18 protein-coding genes, 1 other RNA gene and 1 pseudogene are annotated in these 19,097 nt (G+C 69.4%); 6 read left to right on the top strand and 14 right to left on the bottom strand.

The features are described 5' to 3' along the window. Positions 1–95: 95 nt before the first annotated feature. Both Tharo_RS05250 and Tharo_RS05245 read right to left on the bottom strand, forming a co-directional pair. Positions 96–764, bottom strand: coding sequence for a phosphoribosyltransferase (locus Tharo_RS05250; protein WP_107220293.1), 669 nt, complete (start codon positions 762–764; stop codon positions 96–98). Positions 765–876: 112 nt separating this feature from the next. Continuing rightward, entirely contained in the window at positions 877–1,443 is a 567-nt protein-coding gene (locus Tharo_RS05245) for a phosphoribosyltransferase family protein (protein ID WP_107220292.1), read from the bottom strand. 162 nt (positions 1,444–1,605) lie between these two features. On the opposite strand from Tharo_RS05245, the gene Tharo_RS05240 reads away from it, so the two are divergent. Together Tharo_RS05240 and Tharo_RS05235 are read left to right on the top strand one after the other, a co-directional pair. Beyond that, a complete protein-coding gene (locus tag Tharo_RS05240) occupies positions 1,606–2,235 on the top strand; it encodes an isochorismatase family protein (protein ID WP_107220291.1) in 630 nt (209 codons plus the stop codon). Next, the gene (locus tag Tharo_RS05235; protein ID WP_107220290.1) at positions 2,232–3,578 is read left to right on the top strand and encodes a nicotinate phosphoribosyltransferase; all 1,347 of its coding nucleotides are present in this window, start codon (positions 2,232–2,234) and stop codon (positions 3,576–3,578) included. Before Tharo_RS05240 ends, Tharo_RS05235 begins: the two co-directional genes overlap by 4 nt. 104 nt (positions 3,579–3,682) lie before the next feature. Here Tharo_RS05235 and Tharo_RS05230 read toward each other — a convergent pair whose 3' ends face one another. Continuing rightward, on the bottom strand, positions 3,683–5,431 hold the full coding sequence (locus Tharo_RS05230; protein WP_211309659.1) for an autotransporter assembly complex protein TamA: 1,749 nt from the start codon (positions 5,429–5,431) through the stop codon (positions 3,683–3,685). A gap of 20 nt (positions 5,432–5,451) precedes the next feature. Further along, positions 5,452–6,453, bottom strand: coding sequence for a class 1 fructose-bisphosphatase (locus tag Tharo_RS05225; RefSeq protein ID WP_107220289.1), 1,002 nt, complete (start codon positions 6,451–6,453; stop codon positions 5,452–5,454). Positions 6,454–6,713: 260 nt separating this feature from the next. Here Tharo_RS05225 and Tharo_RS05220 point away from each other — a divergent pair, with 260 nt between their 5' ends. Next, on the top strand, positions 6,714–7,976 hold the full coding sequence (locus tag Tharo_RS05220) for a D-amino acid dehydrogenase (protein ID WP_107220288.1): 1,263 nt from the start codon (positions 6,714–6,716) through the stop codon (positions 7,974–7,976). On the opposite strand, the gene Tharo_RS05215 is transcribed toward Tharo_RS05220, so the two are convergent. The 9 genes and pseudogenes from Tharo_RS05215 to dnaX all read right to left on the bottom strand — a co-directional run bounded on the left by Tharo_RS05215 (position 7,948) and on the right by dnaX (position 15,463). Continuing rightward, entirely contained in the window at positions 7,948–8,430 is a 483-nt protein-coding gene (locus Tharo_RS05215) for a hemerythrin domain-containing protein (protein WP_107220287.1), read from the bottom strand. The two genes, Tharo_RS05220 and Tharo_RS05215, sit on opposite strands and share 29 nt — an antisense overlap. 10 nt (positions 8,431–8,440) lie before the next feature. After that, entirely contained in the window at positions 8,441–8,884 is a 444-nt protein-coding gene (locus tag Tharo_RS05210) for a ClpXP protease specificity-enhancing factor (RefSeq protein ID WP_107220286.1), read from the bottom strand. A 64-nt stretch (positions 8,885–8,948) separates the two neighbouring features. After that, positions 8,949–9,545 (bottom strand): glutathione S-transferase N-terminal domain-containing protein, encoded by a 597-nt coding sequence (locus Tharo_RS05205; RefSeq protein ID WP_107220285.1) that lies wholly within the window; start codon positions 9,543–9,545, stop codon positions 8,949–8,951. Between the two features lie 107 nt (positions 9,546–9,652). Then, positions 9,653–10,408 (bottom strand): cytochrome c1, encoded by a 756-nt coding sequence (locus tag Tharo_RS05200; protein ID WP_107220284.1) that lies wholly within the window; start codon positions 10,406–10,408, stop codon positions 9,653–9,655. After that, positions 10,405–11,673, bottom strand: coding sequence for a cytochrome b (locus tag Tharo_RS05195; protein WP_107220283.1), 1,269 nt, complete (start codon positions 11,671–11,673; stop codon positions 10,405–10,407). The genes Tharo_RS05200 and Tharo_RS05195 overlap by 4 nt, the downstream gene beginning before the upstream one ends. 3 nt (positions 11,674–11,676) lie before the next feature. Then, entirely contained in the window at positions 11,677–12,270 is a 594-nt protein-coding gene (gene petA / locus Tharo_RS05190) for a ubiquinol-cytochrome c reductase iron-sulfur subunit (RefSeq protein WP_107220282.1), read from the bottom strand. Positions 12,271–12,470: 200 nt separating this feature from the next. Continuing rightward, entirely contained in the window at positions 12,471–13,064 is a 594-nt protein-coding gene (recR, locus tag Tharo_RS05185) for a recombination mediator RecR (RefSeq protein ID WP_107220281.1), read from the bottom strand. 14 nt (positions 13,065–13,078) lie between these two features. Further along, a complete protein-coding gene (locus Tharo_RS05180; RefSeq protein WP_107222318.1) occupies positions 13,079–13,402 on the bottom strand; it encodes a YbaB/EbfC family nucleoid-associated protein in 324 nt (107 codons plus the stop codon). Between the two features lie 150 nt (positions 13,403–13,552). Next, a pseudogene (gene dnaX / locus Tharo_RS05175) lies at positions 13,553–15,463 on the bottom strand (DNA polymerase III subunit gamma/tau). A gap of 240 nt (positions 15,464–15,703) precedes the next feature. On the opposite strand from dnaX, the gene cfa reads away from it, so the two are divergent. Further along, positions 15,704–16,915 (top strand): cyclopropane fatty acyl phospholipid synthase, encoded by a 1,212-nt coding sequence (gene cfa, locus Tharo_RS05170; RefSeq protein ID WP_107220279.1) that lies wholly within the window; start codon positions 15,704–15,706, stop codon positions 16,913–16,915. A 147-nt stretch (positions 16,916–17,062) separates the two neighbouring features. Further along, positions 17,063–17,965, top strand: coding sequence for a ZIP family metal transporter (locus Tharo_RS05165; RefSeq protein WP_107220278.1), 903 nt, complete (start codon positions 17,063–17,065; stop codon positions 17,963–17,965). A 77-nt stretch (positions 17,966–18,042) separates the two neighbouring features. Here Tharo_RS05165 and ffs read toward each other — a convergent pair. Next, positions 18,043–18,141: signal recognition particle sRNA small type (ffs, locus tag Tharo_RS05160), an RNA gene on the bottom strand. Positions 18,142–18,241: 100 nt separating this feature from the next. Between ffs and Tharo_RS05155 the strand changes: the two genes are divergently transcribed. Further along, positions 18,242–19,057 carry a nitroreductase family protein gene (locus tag Tharo_RS05155; RefSeq protein ID WP_107220277.1) on the top strand — a complete coding sequence of 272 codons (816 nt, stop codon included), beginning with the start codon at positions 18,242–18,244 and terminating at the stop codon, positions 19,055–19,057. The last annotated feature ends 40 nt before the right edge of the window (positions 19,058–19,097 follow it).

Genomic DNA, 19,097 nt, shown 5'->3' with positions numbered 1-19,097 from the left:
CGCCGGAAAACGCCCCCGTCCACCGTCCCTTCGCCTGCGCCAGAGGCGACGGATTCAGTCCCCGCACGCAGCGAACCGGCCGCGGGCAAGCACGCTCAGCCCGGCACGGGCTTGCGCCCGCCTGGCCCGTCGTCCCCGTCCCGTCCGCGATGGCGGCGCAGGCAATCCACGACCTCGTCGTCTTCGACCTGCTCGAAGCGGGCAAAGAACTGCCCCACCGCCCGGAAATCCGCCGGCGCATGCAGGCAGACGAGCTCATCGGCGTAAGGGCGGACCCGCTCCAGGCTGGAGGGGGCCGCGACCGGCACCGCGCACACCAGCTTGTGCGGCATCCGCGCGCGCACGGCATGGAGCGCGGCGAGCATGGTCGACCCGGTGGCGAGGCCGTCATCGACGACGATGGCGACCCGCCCCTGCGGATCGGCACCCGCAGCTCCGCCCGAATACAGCGCGCGCCGCCGCCGCAGCTCGTCGAGGCGGCGCGCCTTCTCGGCCGTCAGCCAGGTCGCATCGTCCGCTTCCGGATCGGAGACGAACACCCTGCCGCCCTCGTCGATCGCGCCGATCGCATATTCGGGGTTCCAGCGCGAGCTCAACTTGTGCACCAGCACCACGTCCAGCTCCCCGTCCAGCGCCTGTGCCAGCGCCGCGCCCATCGGCACCGCCCCGCGCGGAATCGCGAGCACGAGCGGGTTGCACCCACGATAGGGCGCCAGCGCCGCCACGAGGCGCTCGGCAGCATCGAGTCGATCGCGGAACAGCATCCCGGTCCTCCCTCGCCGCCAGTGCAGCGGCATCGGTCGTGATGCTTCACCATAGCCTGCCGATCGCCCCGAGTCAGGGCGCGGAATGCAGAAAACCCCGGCACGGCAAGGGTCAGCGCCCGCGCTCCGGCTGCAGCAACTCGATGCGGAAGTCGGTCTCGTAGGGCGGAACGTTGCATTCGATGATGTCGGCCGGCGCGATATCGAGACGGACGCCGGTGACGTCGGCGCGCACCGGCAGTTGCGCGGCGCCACGATCGACGAGGGCGGCGACGCGGATCACCGCCGGCTGCCGCTCCGCCAGGTGGGCGACGACACGCAGCAGGGAATGCCCGGTAAACAGCACGTCATCGACGACGAGCAGGCCGTATCCGCGCAGATCGAGCGCAGCCTGGGAGGGGTCTTCGCGGAGCTCGGTTTCGGGGTGAAGGAGGCGCAGATCGTCGGCGTAGCGCTTGACCTTCAGATCCAGGCGCAGCGGCGCAGGCATGCCGTAACGGCGCACCATCGCATCGCCGATGCGGTCGGCCAGCGGCGCCCCCCGGCGCAGGACGCCGACCACTGCGAGCGGCTCGCGACCGGAGAACAGGCCGGCGGCCTGGCGGGCCATGGCGTCGATCACGGCTTCGAGCCGGGCCGTATCGTAAAGACAGGTGCGCAGGCCGGGCGGTCGATCCATGCGGTCCTCCGCGAGAGGTGATCACTGATCAGGACACCGGCAGAAGCAACTAAACTGACAACAGGCCGGCAGACGGATGGAAAGTACTCCATTTCCGCCAGGGTTGGCACTCCCGCCCGCAACCGGCCGCCGCAACGACGGGCCCCGCCCGGGGAGGATGACATGTCCGCCAGCCACACCGCCCTCCAGCCTGATTCCGCAGCGCTCGTGCTCCAGCCCGGCGATGCCCTCGTCGTCGTCGATGTGCAGCGCGACTTTCTCCCCGGCGGCGCCCTCGGCGTGGCGGACGGGGACCGGGTCGTCCCGCCCCTGAACCGCTACATCGCACGTTTCGACGAATGCGGGCTGCCGGTGATCTTCACCCGCGACTGGCATCCGCCCGATCACTGCTCGTTCCGTCCAGCCGGCGGGCCGTGGCCGCCGCACTGCATCGCCGGCAGCGCGGGAGCCGCGTTCGCCCCCGGGCTCGCGGTCCCGCCCGCCGCCCATATCGTCTCCAAGGCGGTCACCCCCGAGGCCGACGCCTACTCCGGCTTCCAGGGCACCGGCCTCGAGGCGCTGCTCCACGGCCTGGGCTGCCGGCGCCTGTTCGTCGGCGGCCTGGCCACCGACTACTGCGTCCGCGCCACCGTGCTCGACGCGCTCGCGGCCGGCTTTTCCACGGTGCTGCTGGCCGATGCGGTCCGCGCCGTCGACGTCCATCCCGGCGACGGCAAGCGCGCCGAGGAGGAGATGGCCGCCGCCGGTGCGCAACCGCTGGCGCTCGACCGGCTGCGCGGAGCACGGCCATGAACGACAGCGCGCTGCTCACCGACCTCTACGAACTGACCATGCTGCAGGCCTATTTCGACGAAGGCATGGGCGAGCGCGCGGTGTTCGAACTGTTCGTCCGCGCCCTCCCGCCGCAGCGCAACTTCCTGGTCGCTGCCGGCCTCGAACAGGCGCTCGACTACCTCGAGCGCCTCCGCTTCACTGCCGACGAACTCGCCTGGCTGAGCGGAAGCGGCCGCTTCAAGCCCGCCTTCCTCGACTGGCTGCGCGGCTTTCGCTTCAGCGGTGACGTCGATGCGATGAGCGAGGGCACGGTGTTCTTCGCCGACGAGCCGATCCTGCGCGTCGAGGCGCCGATCGGTGAAGCGCAGTTCGTCGAGAGCCGGCTGCTCAACCTGCTCAACTTCTCCACCCTGATCGCAACCAAGGCCGCGCGCTGCGTGCTCGCCGCCCCCGGCAAGCTGCTCGTCGACTTCGGCCTGCGCCGTGCCCACGGCGCCGAAGCGGGGGTGCTCGCCGCCCGCGCGAGCTACCTCGCCGGCTTTGCCGGCAGCGCCACGGTGCTCGCCGGCCAGCGCTTCGGCGTCCCCGTGTTCGGCACCATGGCGCACGCCTACATCGAGGCGCATCCGTTCGAAAGCGAGGCCTTCACCCAGTTCGCGGCATCGCAGCCGAGCCGCGTGACCCTGCTGATCGACACCTACGACACCGAGGCCGCCGCGGCCAAGGTCGTCGCCCTCGCTCCGGCGCTGAAGGCACGCGGCGCCCAACTGGTCGCAGTGCGGATCGACAGCGGCGACCTCGCGGCCCATGCGCGCCGGGTACGCGCCATCTTCGATGCCGGCGGCCTCGCCGAGGTCGGCATTTTCGCCAGCGGCAACCTCGACGAGCACCGCATCGCCGCGTTGCTCGCCGCCGGGGCACCGATCGACGGTTTCGGCATCGGCACCCAGCTCACCACCTCGGCCGACGCGCCCGCGCTCGACTCGGCCTACAAGCTGCAAAGCTATGCCGGCGTGCCGCGACGCAAACGCTCCGAAGGCAAGGCCACCTGGCCCGGCGCGAAGCAGGTGTATCGCCGCTTCGCGGCCGACGGTTCGCTCCTGTGCGACCACGTCACCCTCATCGGGGAGCCGCCGCCCGCCGGCGCCGTCGCGCTGCTCCAGCCGGTGCTGCGCGGCGGCGCGCGCCTGGCCGCGTCCCCGGCGCTCGACGCCCTCCGCGGCGATGCCGCCGCCAACCTCACCCGCCTGCCGGATGCCTTGCGCCGGCTGGAGGCCGCCGCGGCAGGCGAGTCCTATCCTGTGCACATCTCGCCGGCGCTGCAGGCCTTGGCCGCAGAAGTGGACCGCCGGCCGCACTGAGGGACTGCCGGCTGCACACTGAGCGGGCGCACATTCAAAGGAGCGTATTGCGGCCGATTGCATCCTTTCCGGACGCCTTCCGCCGCGTGCCGCGGTGGGGATGCTCAGAACGCGATCGCCACGCCGAAGTGCAGCCGCAGCCGGCGCTCCCGCTCCCCCCATGTGAGGTCGATCGCCAGCGGTCCGGCCGGGCTGCGCCAGCGTGCGCCGACACCGTAGCCGGCGTGCGCATCGAAGTCGGTGCGGGAGTCGGTCGCGTCGCCGGCATCGACGAAGAAGGCCGCCCCCCATTGCGGCCGGAACCAGTGCACATACTCGGCACTGAGCGTGCCCAGATAGCGCCCGCCGACCGTGGCCCCGCCTTCGCGGACGCCCAGGCTCTGGTAGTCGTAGCCGCGCACCGACTGGGCGCCGCCGGCCCGGAAGAGGAAGTCCTGCGGAATACCTTCGCGGCTGTCGGCGAGGGTGACGCCCCCTTCGGCGCGCAGGATGAAGACGTCGCTGCCGCGGACCGGCCAGTAACGCACGAAGCGCGAATAGAGGCGGACGAAATCCTGCTCGGCAAGGGCGACCGCCGCCCCCCCGCCGACCTGGAACTCGAGCACGTAGCCACGGGTCGGGTCGAGGAGCTGATCGACGGCCCGCTTCGTCCACGTCCAGTTGGCGGTCAAGGTGTTGTTCGACTGGGCTGGTGCCCCGCTCGGCTCGATCTTTTCATGCTGCAGGCGCAGCGCGAGCCGGGTCTCGATGTCGCCACGGGTTTCGATGCGCGCCGCCCCCAGCGCCTGCGAAGTCACTTTCAGCCCTTCGAGGTCGCTGCCCTCGAGCAGGGCGCCGAAGCTGTCGCGATGACGGCCCCGCGGCGGCAGGAAAACGTCGGCGTAAAGGGCGTGGCGGCGCTGCTCCAGACGCAGGCCGGTGGACAGTTCCCAGCCGCGCCGGCGCAAATTGACGTCGCGATAGGACGCTTCGACCCGCGCCCCGGTATTGGTCGAATAGCCGGCGCCGACGCCGAAATGCCTGGGCAGCGCCTCGGTCACCTGGACCCGCACCGGCGCCGCCGCGGCCCGTGCCGGATCACGCTCGATATCGACGATCACCGAACCGAAGTGCGGCGTGTTCTGCAGCCCGGTCTGGAAGGCCAGCAGCTGCTCGCGGTCGTACGGCGCGCCCTTGCGCAGCAGGCTGTAGCGCGTAACCAGGTCGGCGGGCAGATGCTGGAGGCCTTCGACGACCAGTTCCCCGAGGTAGAACGCCGGGCCGCTGTCCACCGTCACCGTCAGCCGTGCACGCGCGGTTTCGGGGTCGATCTCGGCGCGGCTGCGGGCGATGCGGGCGACCGCGTAGCGGCGCGTGCTGACCGCATCGAGCAGGCCCTGCTTGGCGCCGTCCCAGTCCGACTGGCGGAAAGGCGCCCCCACCGGCAGGCTCCAGCGCGCGCGCAAGGCGTCGAGGGGTTCGACCCCGCCACTGCCGGCGGCCGCGGCGATCTCGCCCTCGAACTCGATGCGCACTTCGGCGACTTCGGTGCGCGGACCCGGTTCGACTTCGACCGTCCACCGCGGCGCATCGCGGCGATCGATGCGGGTGGCGGGGCTGAAATACCCTTCGGTCGCCAGCAGCTCGGCGATTTCGCGCCGTGCACGGCGGATCATCGCCGCGCGGTCGGCCGCTTCGTCGGGCAGGGCCGTCCCGTCGCGCTGGAGCAGGCGGACGTGGCGCTCGAGCAGCGGCCGCAGCGCATCTGGAGCCTCGAGCCGGACCGCCAGCACCTCCTGGGCCTGAGCCGTGCCCCCCGCGCCGGCCGCTGCCGCCACCGACAGCGCCAGCGCACGCAGCCATCGGTGCGGCACGGGCACGATCCGCCTCCCGCTCAGGGTTCGCGGTGGTATCCGGTCACCCGCTCGACCTCGTTCTTGGAGCCGAGGATCACCGGCACCCGCTGGTGCAGCTTGAGCGGCTGGACGTCGAGAATGCGCTCGCGTCCGGTTGTCGCCGCCCCCCCGGCCTGTTCCACCAGCATCGCCATCGGATTGGCCTCGTACATCAGCCGCAGCTTGCCACCCTGGTGGCGGCACTTCTCGTCCATCGGGTACATGAACACGCCGCCGCGGGTGAGGATGCGGTGCACGTCGGCGACCATCGAGGCCACCCAGCGCATGTTGTAGTCCTTGCCCAGCGGGCCGGCCTTGCCTTCCACCATCTCGTCGACGTAGCGCTTCACCGGAGCTTCCCAGAAGCGCGCATTCGAAGCGTTGATCGCGAACTCGTGGGTGTCGGCCGGAATCGTCAGGTAGGGCTGGGTGTAGATGAAGCTGCCCATCTCGCGGTCGAGCGTGAACCCATGCACGCCCTTGCCTACGGTGAGGATGAACTGGGTCGAGGGGCCATACACCGCGTAGCCGGCAGCGACCTGCTCGCGCCCCGGCTGGAGGAAGCTGCCCTCGGTGGGCTCGGCCTCGCCCGGCGGGTTGCGCAGCACCGAGAAGATGGTGCCCACCGAAATATTGACGTCGATGTTGGACGAGCCGTCGAGCGGATCGAACAGCAGCAGGAAGCCGCCCTTCGGATAATCGAAGGGGATCTGGTGCACGGTCTCGACCTCTTCGGAGGCCATCGCGGCGAGATGGCCGCCCCATTCGTTGGCCTGCAGCAGGATTTCGTTGGCGATCACATCGAGCTTCTTCTGCGCCTCGCCCTGGACGTTGTCGGTGCCGGCTTCGCCGAGCACGCCGGCGAGCGCGCCCTTCGAGATGTTGACGCTGATCGCCTTGACCGCACGCGCGACGACCTCGATCAGGAGGCGCAAGTCGGCGGTGATGCGGCCGGCGCGCTGCTGCTCGATCAGGAACTGGGTGAGGGTGACACGGCGCATGAGAAACTCCCGGAACACGGACTTTACGGACAAGGGCGGATTATCGCGGTTCCGCGCCCCGAGCGCACGGCTTTCAGCCCGCATCCGGTTTCACCGCGGGCGGCGAGCGGTTATCATCGACGCCTCCGTCGCGCCGCTGCGCAGATCCGGCTCCGGGCTGCGCCAGCGGCCGCCGGCCGCTCACCGCCCAGGCGCACCCAGCGTCCGCCCCAACCCGGCTTCCCAACCCGGCTTTCCAACCCACCGCACCCCGACCTTACATGCATGTCATGGTTCTCGGCGCCGGCCTGTCCGGCGTCACGACCGCCTGGTATCTGCAGCAGGCCGGTTTCGGCGTCAGCATCGTCGATCGCCAGCCCGGGCCGGCGCTCGAAACCAGCTTCGCCAACGGCGGGCAGATCTCGATCAGCCACCCCGAGCCGTGGGCCAACCCGGGGGCACCGCTGCAGGTGCTGCGCTGGCTGGGGCGCGACGACGCCCCGCTCAAGTTCCGCCCCACCACCGACCCCGCGCAGTGGCTGTGGGGGGCGCGCTTCCTGTTCGAATGCCTGCCTGCCCGCGCCCACCGCAATACCGCGGCGATCGCCGCGCTGGCGCTATGGAGCGGCGAGCGCCTGCGCGAACTGCGCGCCCGCACCGGGCTGCAGTACGATCAGCTCGAACGCGGCATCCTCCATCTGTTCCACACTCCGCGCGAGTTCGCCCAGGCGCCGGCACGCGCCCGCCAGCTGGAGCGGTTCGGGATCGAGGCCCGCGTCTGCAGCCGGGCCGAGTGCCTCGCCCTCGAACCGGCACTCGCCGCCGGCGCCGAAACCCTCGCCGGCGGCCTGTTCGCTCCCGGCGACGAGTCGGGCGACGCGTTCCGCTTCACCCGCGAGCTCGCCGCCCGATTGCAGGAAAACGGCGCCAACCTGCACTGGGACAGTGCGATCCGTGGCCTGCGCAGCAGCCCCGGCAAGGGTATCGAAAGTGTCGAAGTGTGCGATGCGCAAGGACGGCACAGCGCGCTGCGCGCCGATGCCTACGTGGTCTGCCTCGGCAGCTACGGCCCGCGCCTGGTCGCGCCGCTGGGCGAGCGCCTGCCGATTTATCCGGTCAAGGGCTATTCGATCACCGCGCCGCTGCTCGATCCGGCGCGGGCACCGAGCGTCAGCCTCACCGACGAATCGCGCCGCATCGTGTGCTCGCGCCTGGGAGACCGCCTGCGCGTCGCCGGCACCGCGGAACTGAACGGTTTCGACACCCGCATCCGCAGCGAGCGCATCCGCCCCATTCTGGAGTGGGTGAACAACCGCTTCCCGGGGGCGATCGACGAGCAGCGGGTCGAACCCTGGGCCGGGCTGCGACCGGCGACGCCGGGCAACCTTCCGGTGATCGGCCGGGGGCGGGCGCCGAACCTGTGGTTCAACACCGGGCACGGCACCCTGGGGTGGACCCTGGCCTGCGGCTCGGCGGCAGCGCTCGCCGAGCTGATGTGCGGACGCACTCCGCCGCTCAGTTTTCCGTTCCGTCTTCCGCGCTGAGCACGGCGCAGGCGCAGCCGCGCGCGCCGCCCGCCGCATCGAGCGGCGGCGAGCAGGTGCCGCTGGCGACGTCGAAGCCGATGCTCGCGAGATGGAAGGCGAGCGCCGCATCCATGCCGTTGACATGATTGCGGAACCACGCCGGCAGCTCTTCGATCAGGCGCCTGGCGAAGAACAGGTCGCCGCGCGCCATGCGCTGGCGGACGTCCTGCATCACCGCCAGCACGCGGTCGTGCTCGGCGCGGTGGCAGCCGGGGAAGTCGACCGCCTCCATCCAGCCGTTTTCGAGGTCGAAATGCGCCTTCGCCTGCGCGACCAGCGTGTCGAACGCGGCCAGCATGTCTTCCGGCGCGGCCGCGAGCAGCGCGTTGTAACTGGCGACGAATTCGCGATGGGTGTCGTCCATCGGCGCGAGATCGTTCTCGAGTTCGTCGCTCCACACCAGGTCCGGCATCCGTCTCTCCTTACTTCACGACCTTCAGATGGCTCCCGCGCGCAGGGCGCGGAGTGTCGGCCGACGGCGCGTCGCTGCGTTCCTGCGCGAGTTCGGCACCGGCCTCGGCCATGTCTTCGACCGGCCCCTCGCCGGCCTCATCCTCCTCGGGCTCGAACGCCATGCCCTGGCCATTTTCGCGTGCATAGATGGCGATCACGTTCGCCACCGGAATCACCAGCGCATGGGCGGCGCCGCCGAAGCGGGCCTGGAAGGAGATGGTGTCGTTGTCCATCTGGAGCTGGGAGGTCGCATCGGGCGAGAGATTCAGCACCAGCTGGCCGTCGCGGGCATAGCCGGGGGGAACCCGCGTCTGCCCATCGACCCGGGTCGCGAGGTAAGGGGTGAACCCCTGGTCGACGCACCACTCCCAGATGGCGCGCAGCAGGTAAGGCTTGGTCGAGACAGTCGTCATCGGATCTCCACAGGGGAGGCGGAGCGCGCTCGCGCCCCCGCTCTCCCCGCTTCAGGTCGGCCCCTCAACGGCGCATGACCTTTTCGGACGGCGTCAGCGCATCGATGAAACCCTGACGGCTGAAAATGCGCTCGGCGTACTTCATGAGCGGCGCGGCGGCTTTCGGCAACTCGATGCCGTAGTGCTCGAGGCGCCACAGCAGGGGCGCGATCGCCACGTCGAGCATGGAAAATTCGTCGCCCAGCATGTACTTCTGCTTGGTGAACACCGGGGCGAGCTGGGTCAGGTGGTCGCGCACATGGACCCGGACCTTGTCGACGCCCTTCTGTGCGGCCTCGAGCGCTTCGAGGTGGGTGAACAGCTCCTGCTCGAACGTGTGCAGCAACTGGCGCGCGCGCGCGCGCATGATCGGGTCGGGCGGCATCAGCTGCGGATGCGGGAAGCGCTCGTCGATGTACTCGTTGATGATGTTGGCCTCGTACAGCACGAGGTCGCGATCGACCAGCACCGGCACGCGGTTGTAGGGGTTGATGACGGCGATGTCTTCGGGTTTGTTGTAGAGATCGACGTCGATGACCTCGAAGTCCATTCCCTTTTCGAACAGCACGATCCGGCAGCGGTGACTGAACGGATCGGTCGTGCCGGAATACAGGTTCATCATGATGTTGCCACTCCGGAATTCAAAAGCAAAAGCGCACCACGCGGTTTCGCGTGGTGCGTCTGGGGCCAGGGCGCGCTAGACGGCCTTGCGGCCCACCGCGACAAGGATCAATGAATGTCCTTCCAGTAGTTCTTCTTCAGCGCATAGCTGAGCACGAACAAGCCGGCAAGGAAGATCAGCACCACGGCACCGATCGTCTTGCGTTTCTCTGCCACCGGCTCGCCCATCCAGACGAGGAAGGACACCAGATCGGCCACCGCCTTGTCGTATTCGGCAGGCGCGAGCAGTCCCGGCTTGGCGAGCGACAATTCGACCTTCTTGCTGCCGTCCGCGTTCTCGGTGACCGCCGCCACCTGCTCGCCCTGCAGCTGCCAGAACACATGCGGCATGCCGACGTTCTCGAAGACGACGTTGTTCCAGCCGGTCGGGCGAGCGGGATCGCGATAGAACTGGCGCAGGTAGGTGTACAGCCAGTCGGCACCACTGCCGAACTCGGACGCGCGCTGGCGGGCGACCAGGGTGAGGTCAGGCGGCGCGGCGCCGAACCAGACCTTGGACTCGACCGGGCGCATCGCGATCTTCATCAGGTCGCCGACGCGCTCGCCGGTGAACATCAGGTTGTCGCGGATCGCCTGCTCGGACAGACCGATCTCCTGGAGCTGGTTGTAGCGCGTGAAGCTGGCGCTGTGGCAGTTCAGGCAGTAATTGACGAACAGCTTGGCGCCGTGCTGAAGCGCAGCCGGATCGGTGCTGACCGGCGCCTTGTCGAGGTGCAGGGCGGCGCCGGCCGCCATCGCGACGGCCGGAGCGAACAGCAGGGCCGCCGCTGCGCGCTTGATCAGGTTGAGTAGACGCATCTTCATTTGAAAGTCACCCTTTCCGGTTCGGGTTTGCACTTGTCGAGCTTGCTGTACCACGGCATCAGCAGGAAGAAGGCGAAATACAGCACCGAGCAGATCTGCGACACCAGGGTGCGCCCCGGGGTCGGGGGCAGCACGCCCAGGTAGCCGAGGATGAAGAAGCACACCACGAAGACGGCCACGGCGATCTTGAAGATCGGCCCCTTGTACCGCATCGACTTCACCGGACTGCGATCGAGCCAGGGCAGGAAGGCGATGATCACCACCGACGCGCCCATCGCCACCACGCCCCAGAACTTGGCGTCGAGCCCGAACAGCGGATAGGTCACCGCGCGCAGGATCGAGTAGAAGGGGGTGAAGTACCACACCGGCGCGATGTGCGGCGGCGTCTTCAGCGGATCGGCGGGGATGAAGTTGTTGAACTCGAGGAAGTAGCCGCCGCCTTCGGGGGCGAAGAACACCACCGCACTGAAGAAGAACAGGAAGGCGACGACGCCGACGATGTCCTTCACCGTGTAGTAGGGGTGGAACGGGATGCCATCGAGCGGAATGCCGTTGGCGTCCTTCTTCTTCTTGATCTCGACTCCGTCCGGGTTGTTCGAGCCGACTTCGTGCAGCGCCACGATGTGGGCGACGACCAGCCCGATCAGCACCAGCGGCACGGCGATGACGTGGAAGGAGAAGAAGCGGTTGAGGGTGGCGTCGGAGACGACGTAGTCGCCGCGGATCACCAGCGACAGGTCGGGACCGATCAGCGGGATCGCCGAGAACAGGTTCACGATGACCTGCGCCCCCCAGAACGACATCTGCCCCCACGGCAGCAGATAGCCCATGAAGGCTTCCGCCATCAGGACGAGGAAGATCAGCGTGCCGAAGATCCAGATCAGCTCGCGCGGCTTGCGGTAGGAGCCGTAGAGCAGGCCGCGGAACATGTGCAGGTAGACGACGATGAAGAACGCCGACGCGCCGGTCGAGTGCAGGTAGCGGATCAGCCAGCCGCCGGGCACTTCACGCATGATGTATTCGACGCTGGCGAAGGCCACCGGCACGCCGGCAGCGTTGAGCGAGGCGTCCGGCTTGTAGTGCATGACCAGGAAGATGCCGGTCACGATCTGGATCACCAGCACGAGCAGCGCCAGCGAACCGAAGAAGTACCAGAAGTTGAAGTTCTTCGGCGCGTAGTACTCGGACAGATGCGCCTTCCAGGTCGAGGTGAGCGGAAAACGCTCGTCGATCCAGTCGAGCACGGCTTGGGATTTGGTTGTCATCGCTTAGGCCTTCCCGTCTTCGCCAACAAGAATGGTGGTATCCGCGAGATAGTGGTGCGGCGGGATTTCGAGGTTGTCCGGTGCCGGCATGCTGCTGTAGACGCGGCCGGCCAGATCGAAGATGGAGCCATGACAGGGGCACAGGAAGCCGCCCGGCCAGTCGGCGCCCATGCCGCTTTCGGCGCCCACCTTGAACTTCTCCGACGGCGAGCAGCCGAGATGGGTGCAGATCCCGACCGCGATCAGGTATTCGGGCTTGATCGAACGGTGCTTGTTCTGCGCATAGGCCGGCTGCATCGGCTTGGCCGAATCGGGATCGCTCACCTTGCCATCGGTCTGCTCCAGCGAAGCGAGCATCTCGGGCGTGCGCCGCAGAATCCAGACCGGCTTCCCACGCCACTCCACCGTCATCATCTCGCCCGGCGCGAGCTTGCTCACGTCCACTTCGACCGGCGCCCCGGCTGCCTTGGCGCGCTCGGACGGCGTCAGACTGGCGACAAACGGCACCGCGGTCGCCACCGCAGCGACGCCGCCTGCGGCGGACGTCGCCAGCAGCAGGGTGCGGCGACTGCTGTCCATCTTTTGATCAACGCTCATGACCCTCTTCCCAGAAAGGAAAACTCGAAAGACCTGGATACCAAAACAATCGGCGGATTATAGCGAAGACCCTGCAGCAGAGAAAGCGAAAAGCCGGGATCGCCTGCAGGAACAAGGCTTTCCGCGCGAAAACAGGGTTCGAACAGCCCTCTTGTGAGCACGGTTTTTCTGCGCCGCAGCAAACCCGTCGATGACAGGAATCAGACCGTTTTACGCTCGACCAGCGCCTGGGCGATGGTGCCGGTGTCGGTATGCTCGAGCTCGCCGCCCACGGGCACCCCGCGCGACAGCCGCGTCACCGCCACGCCGCGCGCCGACAGCAGCGCGGCGACCGTGTGTGCGGTCGCCTCCCCCTCGTTGGTGAAGTTGGTCGCCAGGATCACCTCGCGCACACCGTCCTCGGTCGCGCGCGCGATCAGCTTGCCGAGGCGAAGCTCGCGCGGGCCGATGCCGTCGAGCGGCGACAGGCGCCCCATCAGCACGTAGTACAGACCGCTGTAGGCCTGGGTCTGCTCGATCATCGCCAGATCGGCGGGCATCTCGACCACGCACAGCAGCGAAGCGTCACGCCGCGGATTGGCGCAGCGCGGGCAGACCGCCTCCTCGGTGAAGCTGTTGCAGCGCTCGCAATGGCGCAGCACCTCGAGCGCGTGCGTGAGCGCGCGCCCGAGCCGCGCCGCGCCGCGCTGGTCGCGCTGCAGCAGGTGGTAGGCCATGCGCTGGGCGGACTTCGGCCCCACGCCGGGCAGACAGCGCAGCGCCTCGATGAGCGCATCGAGGCTGGAAGGCATCATGCCGCGCCTTCCGCTCAGAACGGCAGCTTCATGCCCGGCGGCAGGTTCAGCCCGGCAGTGACGCTGGCCATTTTTTCCTGGGTGGCAGCCTCGGCCTTGCGCACCGCATCATTGAGTGCGGCGGCGACGAGGTCTTCGAGCATTTCCTTGTCGTCCATCACCGAGTCGTCGATCGACACCCGGCGGACGTCGTGCTTGCAGGTCATCAGGACTTTCACCATGCCGGCACCGGCCTGGCCCTCGACTTCGATCGAAGCCAGCTGGTCCTGCATCTTCTTCATGTTTTCCTGCATTTGCTGGGCCTGCTTCATCAGGCCGGCGATACCACCTTTCATCATCATGCGTTCTCCGTCGAGTCGGTCGGAATGAGTGGGTCAAAAACAAACGGGAGGCGATCCGGCCCCCTGCCCGGCCGTGCCCGCACCCAGCCGCCGGGGGTGCGCAGCGGCCGTGCCGGGCGGCCCGCCGGCAACGGGCTTACAGGGGGCTCACAGGGGTTTCACCGTATTCTCGACGAGGGTGGCGTCGAAACGTTCGATCAAGTCGCGCACCAGCGGATCGGCCTCGAGCGCGGCGACGGCCTCGGCGTGGCGCGCCCGGCGCTCGCTCGCATCGCGCTGCGCGGGAGTCTCGCCGGCGATGTCGCCGATGTCGATCCGGAGCTTCAGACTGCGTCCGAGTACGGTCGAAAGCTGGTCCTGGAGGCGGTCGAGGGCGCCACGGCTCATGTCCAGCAGGTGACGGTGATCGGCCGCCAGGCGCAGCTGGAGGCGGTTCGCATCGCCGCCGACCCACTCGCAGTGCTGCGCCAGTGACGCACCAGGCCGCTGAGTTCGAGCACCCGGATCAGTCCGCGCCAGTCGCCCTGCGCCAGCAGCGCATCCGCCCCGCCCGGCGCCGGCGGCGCCGCAGCGGGCACCGGGCGGGGGGCAACGGCGGCGGCCGGCTCGAGCGGGGGCGGCGAAGCTTCCGCTAACGTTCACACTGCCACCGTCGGCCGCGTAGGCTTCCGGCGGCAGCGCCTCCCACGGCGGCACGTCGTGCCTCGCCGCCGGCTCGGTGGCCGGCGCGGACCGGAGCACTGCCCCTGCCGCCTGCCCCACCGGCGCCGCGCCGGACGGTTCCGCCGTGCGCGGGGGCGCAGCGGCAGGCACCGCCGCAGCCGGTGGACCATCCTGCCGGGACGACCCGCCGGTACCGGGCGTGGCCGGGGCCGCAGGCCGGGGCGCGCCGGAAGCGGGGGCGGCCGAAGCCGGCATCGCCCGGGCGCGGCCGGCGCCCCCGGCCCCGCCCCCCGGCCCGCCGAGCGCTTGCGGCTGCTCCGGGCGGAAGGCGTGCAGGCGCAGCAGCGTCATCGTGAAGCCGGTGTACTCGTCCGGCGCCAGTGCCAGCTCGTCGCGACCGTGGATCGCGATCTGGTAGGCGAGCTGGAGGTATTCGGCATCGAACCCGGCCGCATAGCCGGCGACGCGCGTGCGCTCGGCTTCGTCGACGATCGCCGCGGGCGCGAACTGGGCCAGCGCGATGCGATGCAGCAGCGTCGCCAAGGTCTGCAGCGCGGCATCGAACGACAGGCTGCGCGCTTCCATGCCATCGGCGACCGCGAGCAGCGCAGGAACGTCGGCGGCGGCGAGCGCATCGAGCACCGCGTACAAGTGGTCGTCGCCCACCGTGCCGAGCATGTGGGCGACCTGCTCTTCCCCGACCTGGCCAGCCCCGTGCGCGATCGCCTGGTCGAGCAAGGAGAGCGCATCGCGCATCGAGCCCGCCGCCGCTTTCGCCAGATGGCGCAATGCGCCCGGCTCGAACGGGACGTCCTCGGCCTCGAGGATGCGCCCCAGATGATCGACGATGTGGCCCGGCGGCATCTGCTTGAGGTTGAACTGCAGGCAGCGGCTCAGCACCGTCACCGGGATCTTCTGCGGATCGGTGGTGGCGAGGATGAACTTGACGTGCGCGGGCGGCTCTTCCAGCGTCTTCAGCATCGCGTTGAACGCATGCCCGGTGAGCATGTGCACTTCGTCGATCATGTAGACCTTGTAGCGCCCCTGGACCGGCGCATAGACGGCCTTGTCGAGCAGCGCCGCCATGTCGTCGACGCCGCGGTTGGAGGCGGCGTCCATCTCGACGTAGTCGGGAAAACGGTCGGCGTCGATCGCGCGGCAGGCCTCGCAGACGCCGCAGGGCTCGGCCGTGACCCCGGTCTCGCAGTTGAGCGCCTTGGCGAGGATGCGGCTGATCGTGGTCTTGCCCACGCCGCGGGTGCCGGTAAACAGCCAGGCGTGATGCAGCCGGCCGGTGGCGAGCGCGTGCGTCAGCGCACGCACGACGTGCTCCTGACCGACCAGCGTGGCGAAGGATTTCGGCCGCCACTTGCGCGCAAGGACCTGATAGCTCATGGCGGGCGATTCTAGCAGAGCGACGCGCGCCGGCCGCGCCGCATTCGTTCCGCCACGAGTGCACCGAAAGCGCCCACCCCGTCATCGATCGCGAACGGCGGGATCCGGCCGGGCGATTGGATCGTTCCGCCCCTCCTGTCTATGCTGGATACGGCGCTGCGCAAGATTTCCGCCCGGCATGACCGGGGCGGACATGCACTGCCCCCCTTGTTCCCTCCATCCGACGCCGGGAGAACAACGATGGACACGAAGCTCACCACCGCCACCGGCCGCCCCGCCGCCGACCATCGGGATACGCCCGCCGCCGCCCCGTGCAGCCGGGCCGCGCATGAGCCGGCCCTGCGTGCGATCGCCGAGCTGCTCGCCGGCGCCGACATCGAAGTCGACGGCAAGCGCCCCTGGGACATGGTGATCCGCCACTCGCAGACCGCCGAGCGCATCCTCGCCCGCGGCAGCCTCGGTCTGGGCGAAAGCTACATGGAAGGCTGGTGGGACTGCGCCCGCCTGGACGAATTTATCGCCCGCGTGCTGTCCGCCCGCCTCGACGAGAAAGTCGGCACCGGTGCGCTGCGGGTGCAAGGCCTTCGCGCCCGCCTGTTCAATCTGCAGAGCCTGCGCCGCAGCTGGCAGGTCGGCACCCTGCACTACGATCTGGGCAACGACTTCTTCGAAGCCATGCTCGACGGCCACCTCGCCTACACCTGCGGCTACTGGGCCGACGCCGCCACGCTGGAACAGGCGCAGACCGCCAAGCTCGACCTGATCTGCCGCAAGCTCGGCCTCGCGCCCGGCATGCGCCTGCTCGACATCGGTTGCGGCTGGGGCAGCCTGATGAAATTCGCCGCCGAGCACTATGGTGTCGAATGCGTCGGCCTCACCATCTCGCGCGAGCAGGCCGAGCACGGCCAAGGCCGCTGCGCCGGGCTGCCGGTCGCCTTCCGCCTGCAGGACTACCGCCAGTTCAACCGCGGCGGCAACGAACGCTTCGACCGCATCGCCTCGATCGGCATGTTCGAGCACGTCGGCGCCAAGAACCACGGCGCCTTCTTCGAGGTGGTGCGGCGCAGCGTGAAGGACGACGGCCTGTTCCTGCTCCACACCATCGGCAAGAACCTGCGCCGCACTCCGACCGACCCCTGGATCGACCGCTACATCTTTCCCAACGGCGACCTGCCCTCGCTCGGCCAGATCGCCGACGCCGCCGAAGACGGTTTCATCATCGAAGACGTGCACAACTTCGGCGCCGACTACGACCGCACCCTGATGGCCTGGCACGCCCGCTTCGAAGCCGCCTGGCCGCGCTTCGCCGCACGCTACGGCGAGCGCTTCCACCGCATGTGGCGCTATTACCTGCTCGCCTGCGCTGGCACCTTCCGCGCGCGCAGCAACCAGCTGTGGCAGATCGTCATGTCGCCGCACGGCGTCGCCGGAGGCTATCGTCGCCCCGAGTGAGCACCCCGCACCGGCCAGCGGCACAAAATAGCATCAAGCTATCCGTTTTCAACGAAATATCAATTCGAATTATAGGAGCCTGATCGCCATACTCCGAGGAAAGCACGACGCACATCCGGTCCGTCCTGCCCGCCAAGGAGCCCGATCATGGTCGCCCACGTCGCCCGTCTGCATTTCCAGCCTGCCGGTCCGGCCGGCGCCCTGCGTGCGCTCAGCGGCTGGCTGATCGTTCTCACCGGCGCCGCCGTCCTCCTCAGCGGGGCGGTGCGCGATCTCGAAGGCTTCGCCCTGGCGGTGCCGGCGGCATTGTCGGGCGGCGCGATGGCGGCCGCGGCGACCGCACTCGGCGCCCTGCCCCTGCTCGTGATGCGCCGCATCGGCGCCGACACCCAGGGCGCGCTGCTCGGCTTCGGCGCCGGAGTGATGCTCGCCGCCAGCGTGTTCTCGCTGCTGCTGCCGGCGTTCACCGCCGCCCGGGGCCGGGGCCTGGATGAAGCCGGAGCCGCCCTGCTGGTCGCCGTCGGCCTCGCCCTCGGCGCCGGGCTGCTGCTGGCGATGGACCGCGCGCTGCCGCACCGCCACGCCCCCGACGGCACGCGCAGCGGCACTGCGGTGTGGCTGTTCGTGTTCGCGATCGCGGTGCACAACCTCCCCGAAGGCCTCGCCATCGGCGTCGCTTCCGCACTCGGCACCGCCGTCCCCGGAAGCAGCGGCACCGTCGCCACCGGAATCTCGCTGCAGAATGTGCCCGAAGGCCTGATCGTCGCCATCGCCCTCGTCAGCGCAGGCTACGGGCGCCGGTTCGCCTTCGGCGTCGCCGCGGTGTCGGGCCTGATCGAACCGGTTGCGGCCGTCGCCGGCTCGCTGCTGGTATCGGCCTCGGCGGCGATCCTGCCGGGGGCGCTGGCCGGCGCGGCGGGGGCGATGCTGTTCGTGGTCAGCCACGAGATCATCCCGGAATCGCACCGCCGCGGCCACGAGACCCTCGCCACCGCAGGGCTGATCATCGGCTTCGCGGCGATGATGGTGCTGGACCGCGTCCTCGCCTGAATGCCGCGCTCCGGACCCGGAGCGCGGAAAAGCCGAAGGGCGCCCGCATTGGAGCGCCCTTCGGCTTCGATGTTCAGGGTGGCGAGCCCGACCCCCGGCACTTGCAGGAAACGGCTGTGGCTGCTGCCTTCCGGCCCTGACCAGGTTCACCGCGCTGCAATGCGGGGAGACCCGCCACGGCCGGCATTGTAGCAGCACCGCCGCTGCCGCGGGATGCCGGATCGCGCGACGCAGCCGATATACTGCGGACTCCCCACCTCCGGACACCTCCTGCCCATGACCGCGCAACGCCTGTCTGCCCGCTACGGCGGCGAATCCGCCCCCGCCACCGACGCCCTCAACCCGTTCATCGAGCACCTGCTCGATCACCGCTCGGTGCGCGCCTTCCTCCCCGACCCGGTCAGCGACGCCCAGCTCGCCGCGATCATCGCCGCCGCCCAGTCGGCCGCCAGTTCGTCGAACCTCAATGTCTGGAGCGTCGTCGCCGTGCGCGATGCGGCCCGACGCGAACAGCTGGCCGAACTCGCCGGCGGCCAGGCCCACGTCCGCGACGCACCGCTGCAGCTGGTGTGGCTCGCCGACCTCGCCCGCCTGCGCCGGGTCGCCACCGCCCTCGAGCGCCCGTCCGCCGGCCTCGACTACCTCGAGATGTTCCTCACCGGCGTCATCGACGCCGCGCTCGCCGCGCAGAACGCCGCCGTCGCCGCCGAATCGCTCGGCCTCGGCATGGTCTATATCGGCGGCATGCGCAACCGGCCGGAAGAAGTCGCCCGCCTGCTCGAACTGCCGCCCGAAGTGTTCGCGGTGTTCGGCATGTGCGTCGGCACCCCCGATCCGGCACGCCCGGCCGCGGTCAAGCCGCGCCCGCCGCAGTCGGTGGTGCTGCACCACGAGACCTACTCGCAGTCCATCCAGGACGAGGGCGTCGAAGCCTACAACCAGGCGATGGCACGCTTCTACGAGGCCCAGCGAATGAACGTCCATGGCAGCTGGGCGGTGCACTCGGCCAAGCGCATCGCCGGCCCGGAAACCCTGTCCGGCCGCCACTGCCTCGTCGACGCCCTGCACGCCCTCGGCTTCGGGCTCAAATAGCCGCAGGCACCTCCCCAACCCCGCGGCCACTCCGGGGAAC

The sequence above is a fragment of the Thauera aromatica K172 genome (assembly GCF_003030465.1).
Taxonomy (GTDB): Bacteria; Pseudomonadota; Gammaproteobacteria; order Burkholderiales; family Rhodocyclaceae; genus Thauera; species Thauera aromatica.
Note: the sequence above shows the minus strand (reverse complement) of the source record. Positions and strands in the feature narration are given on the sequence as shown.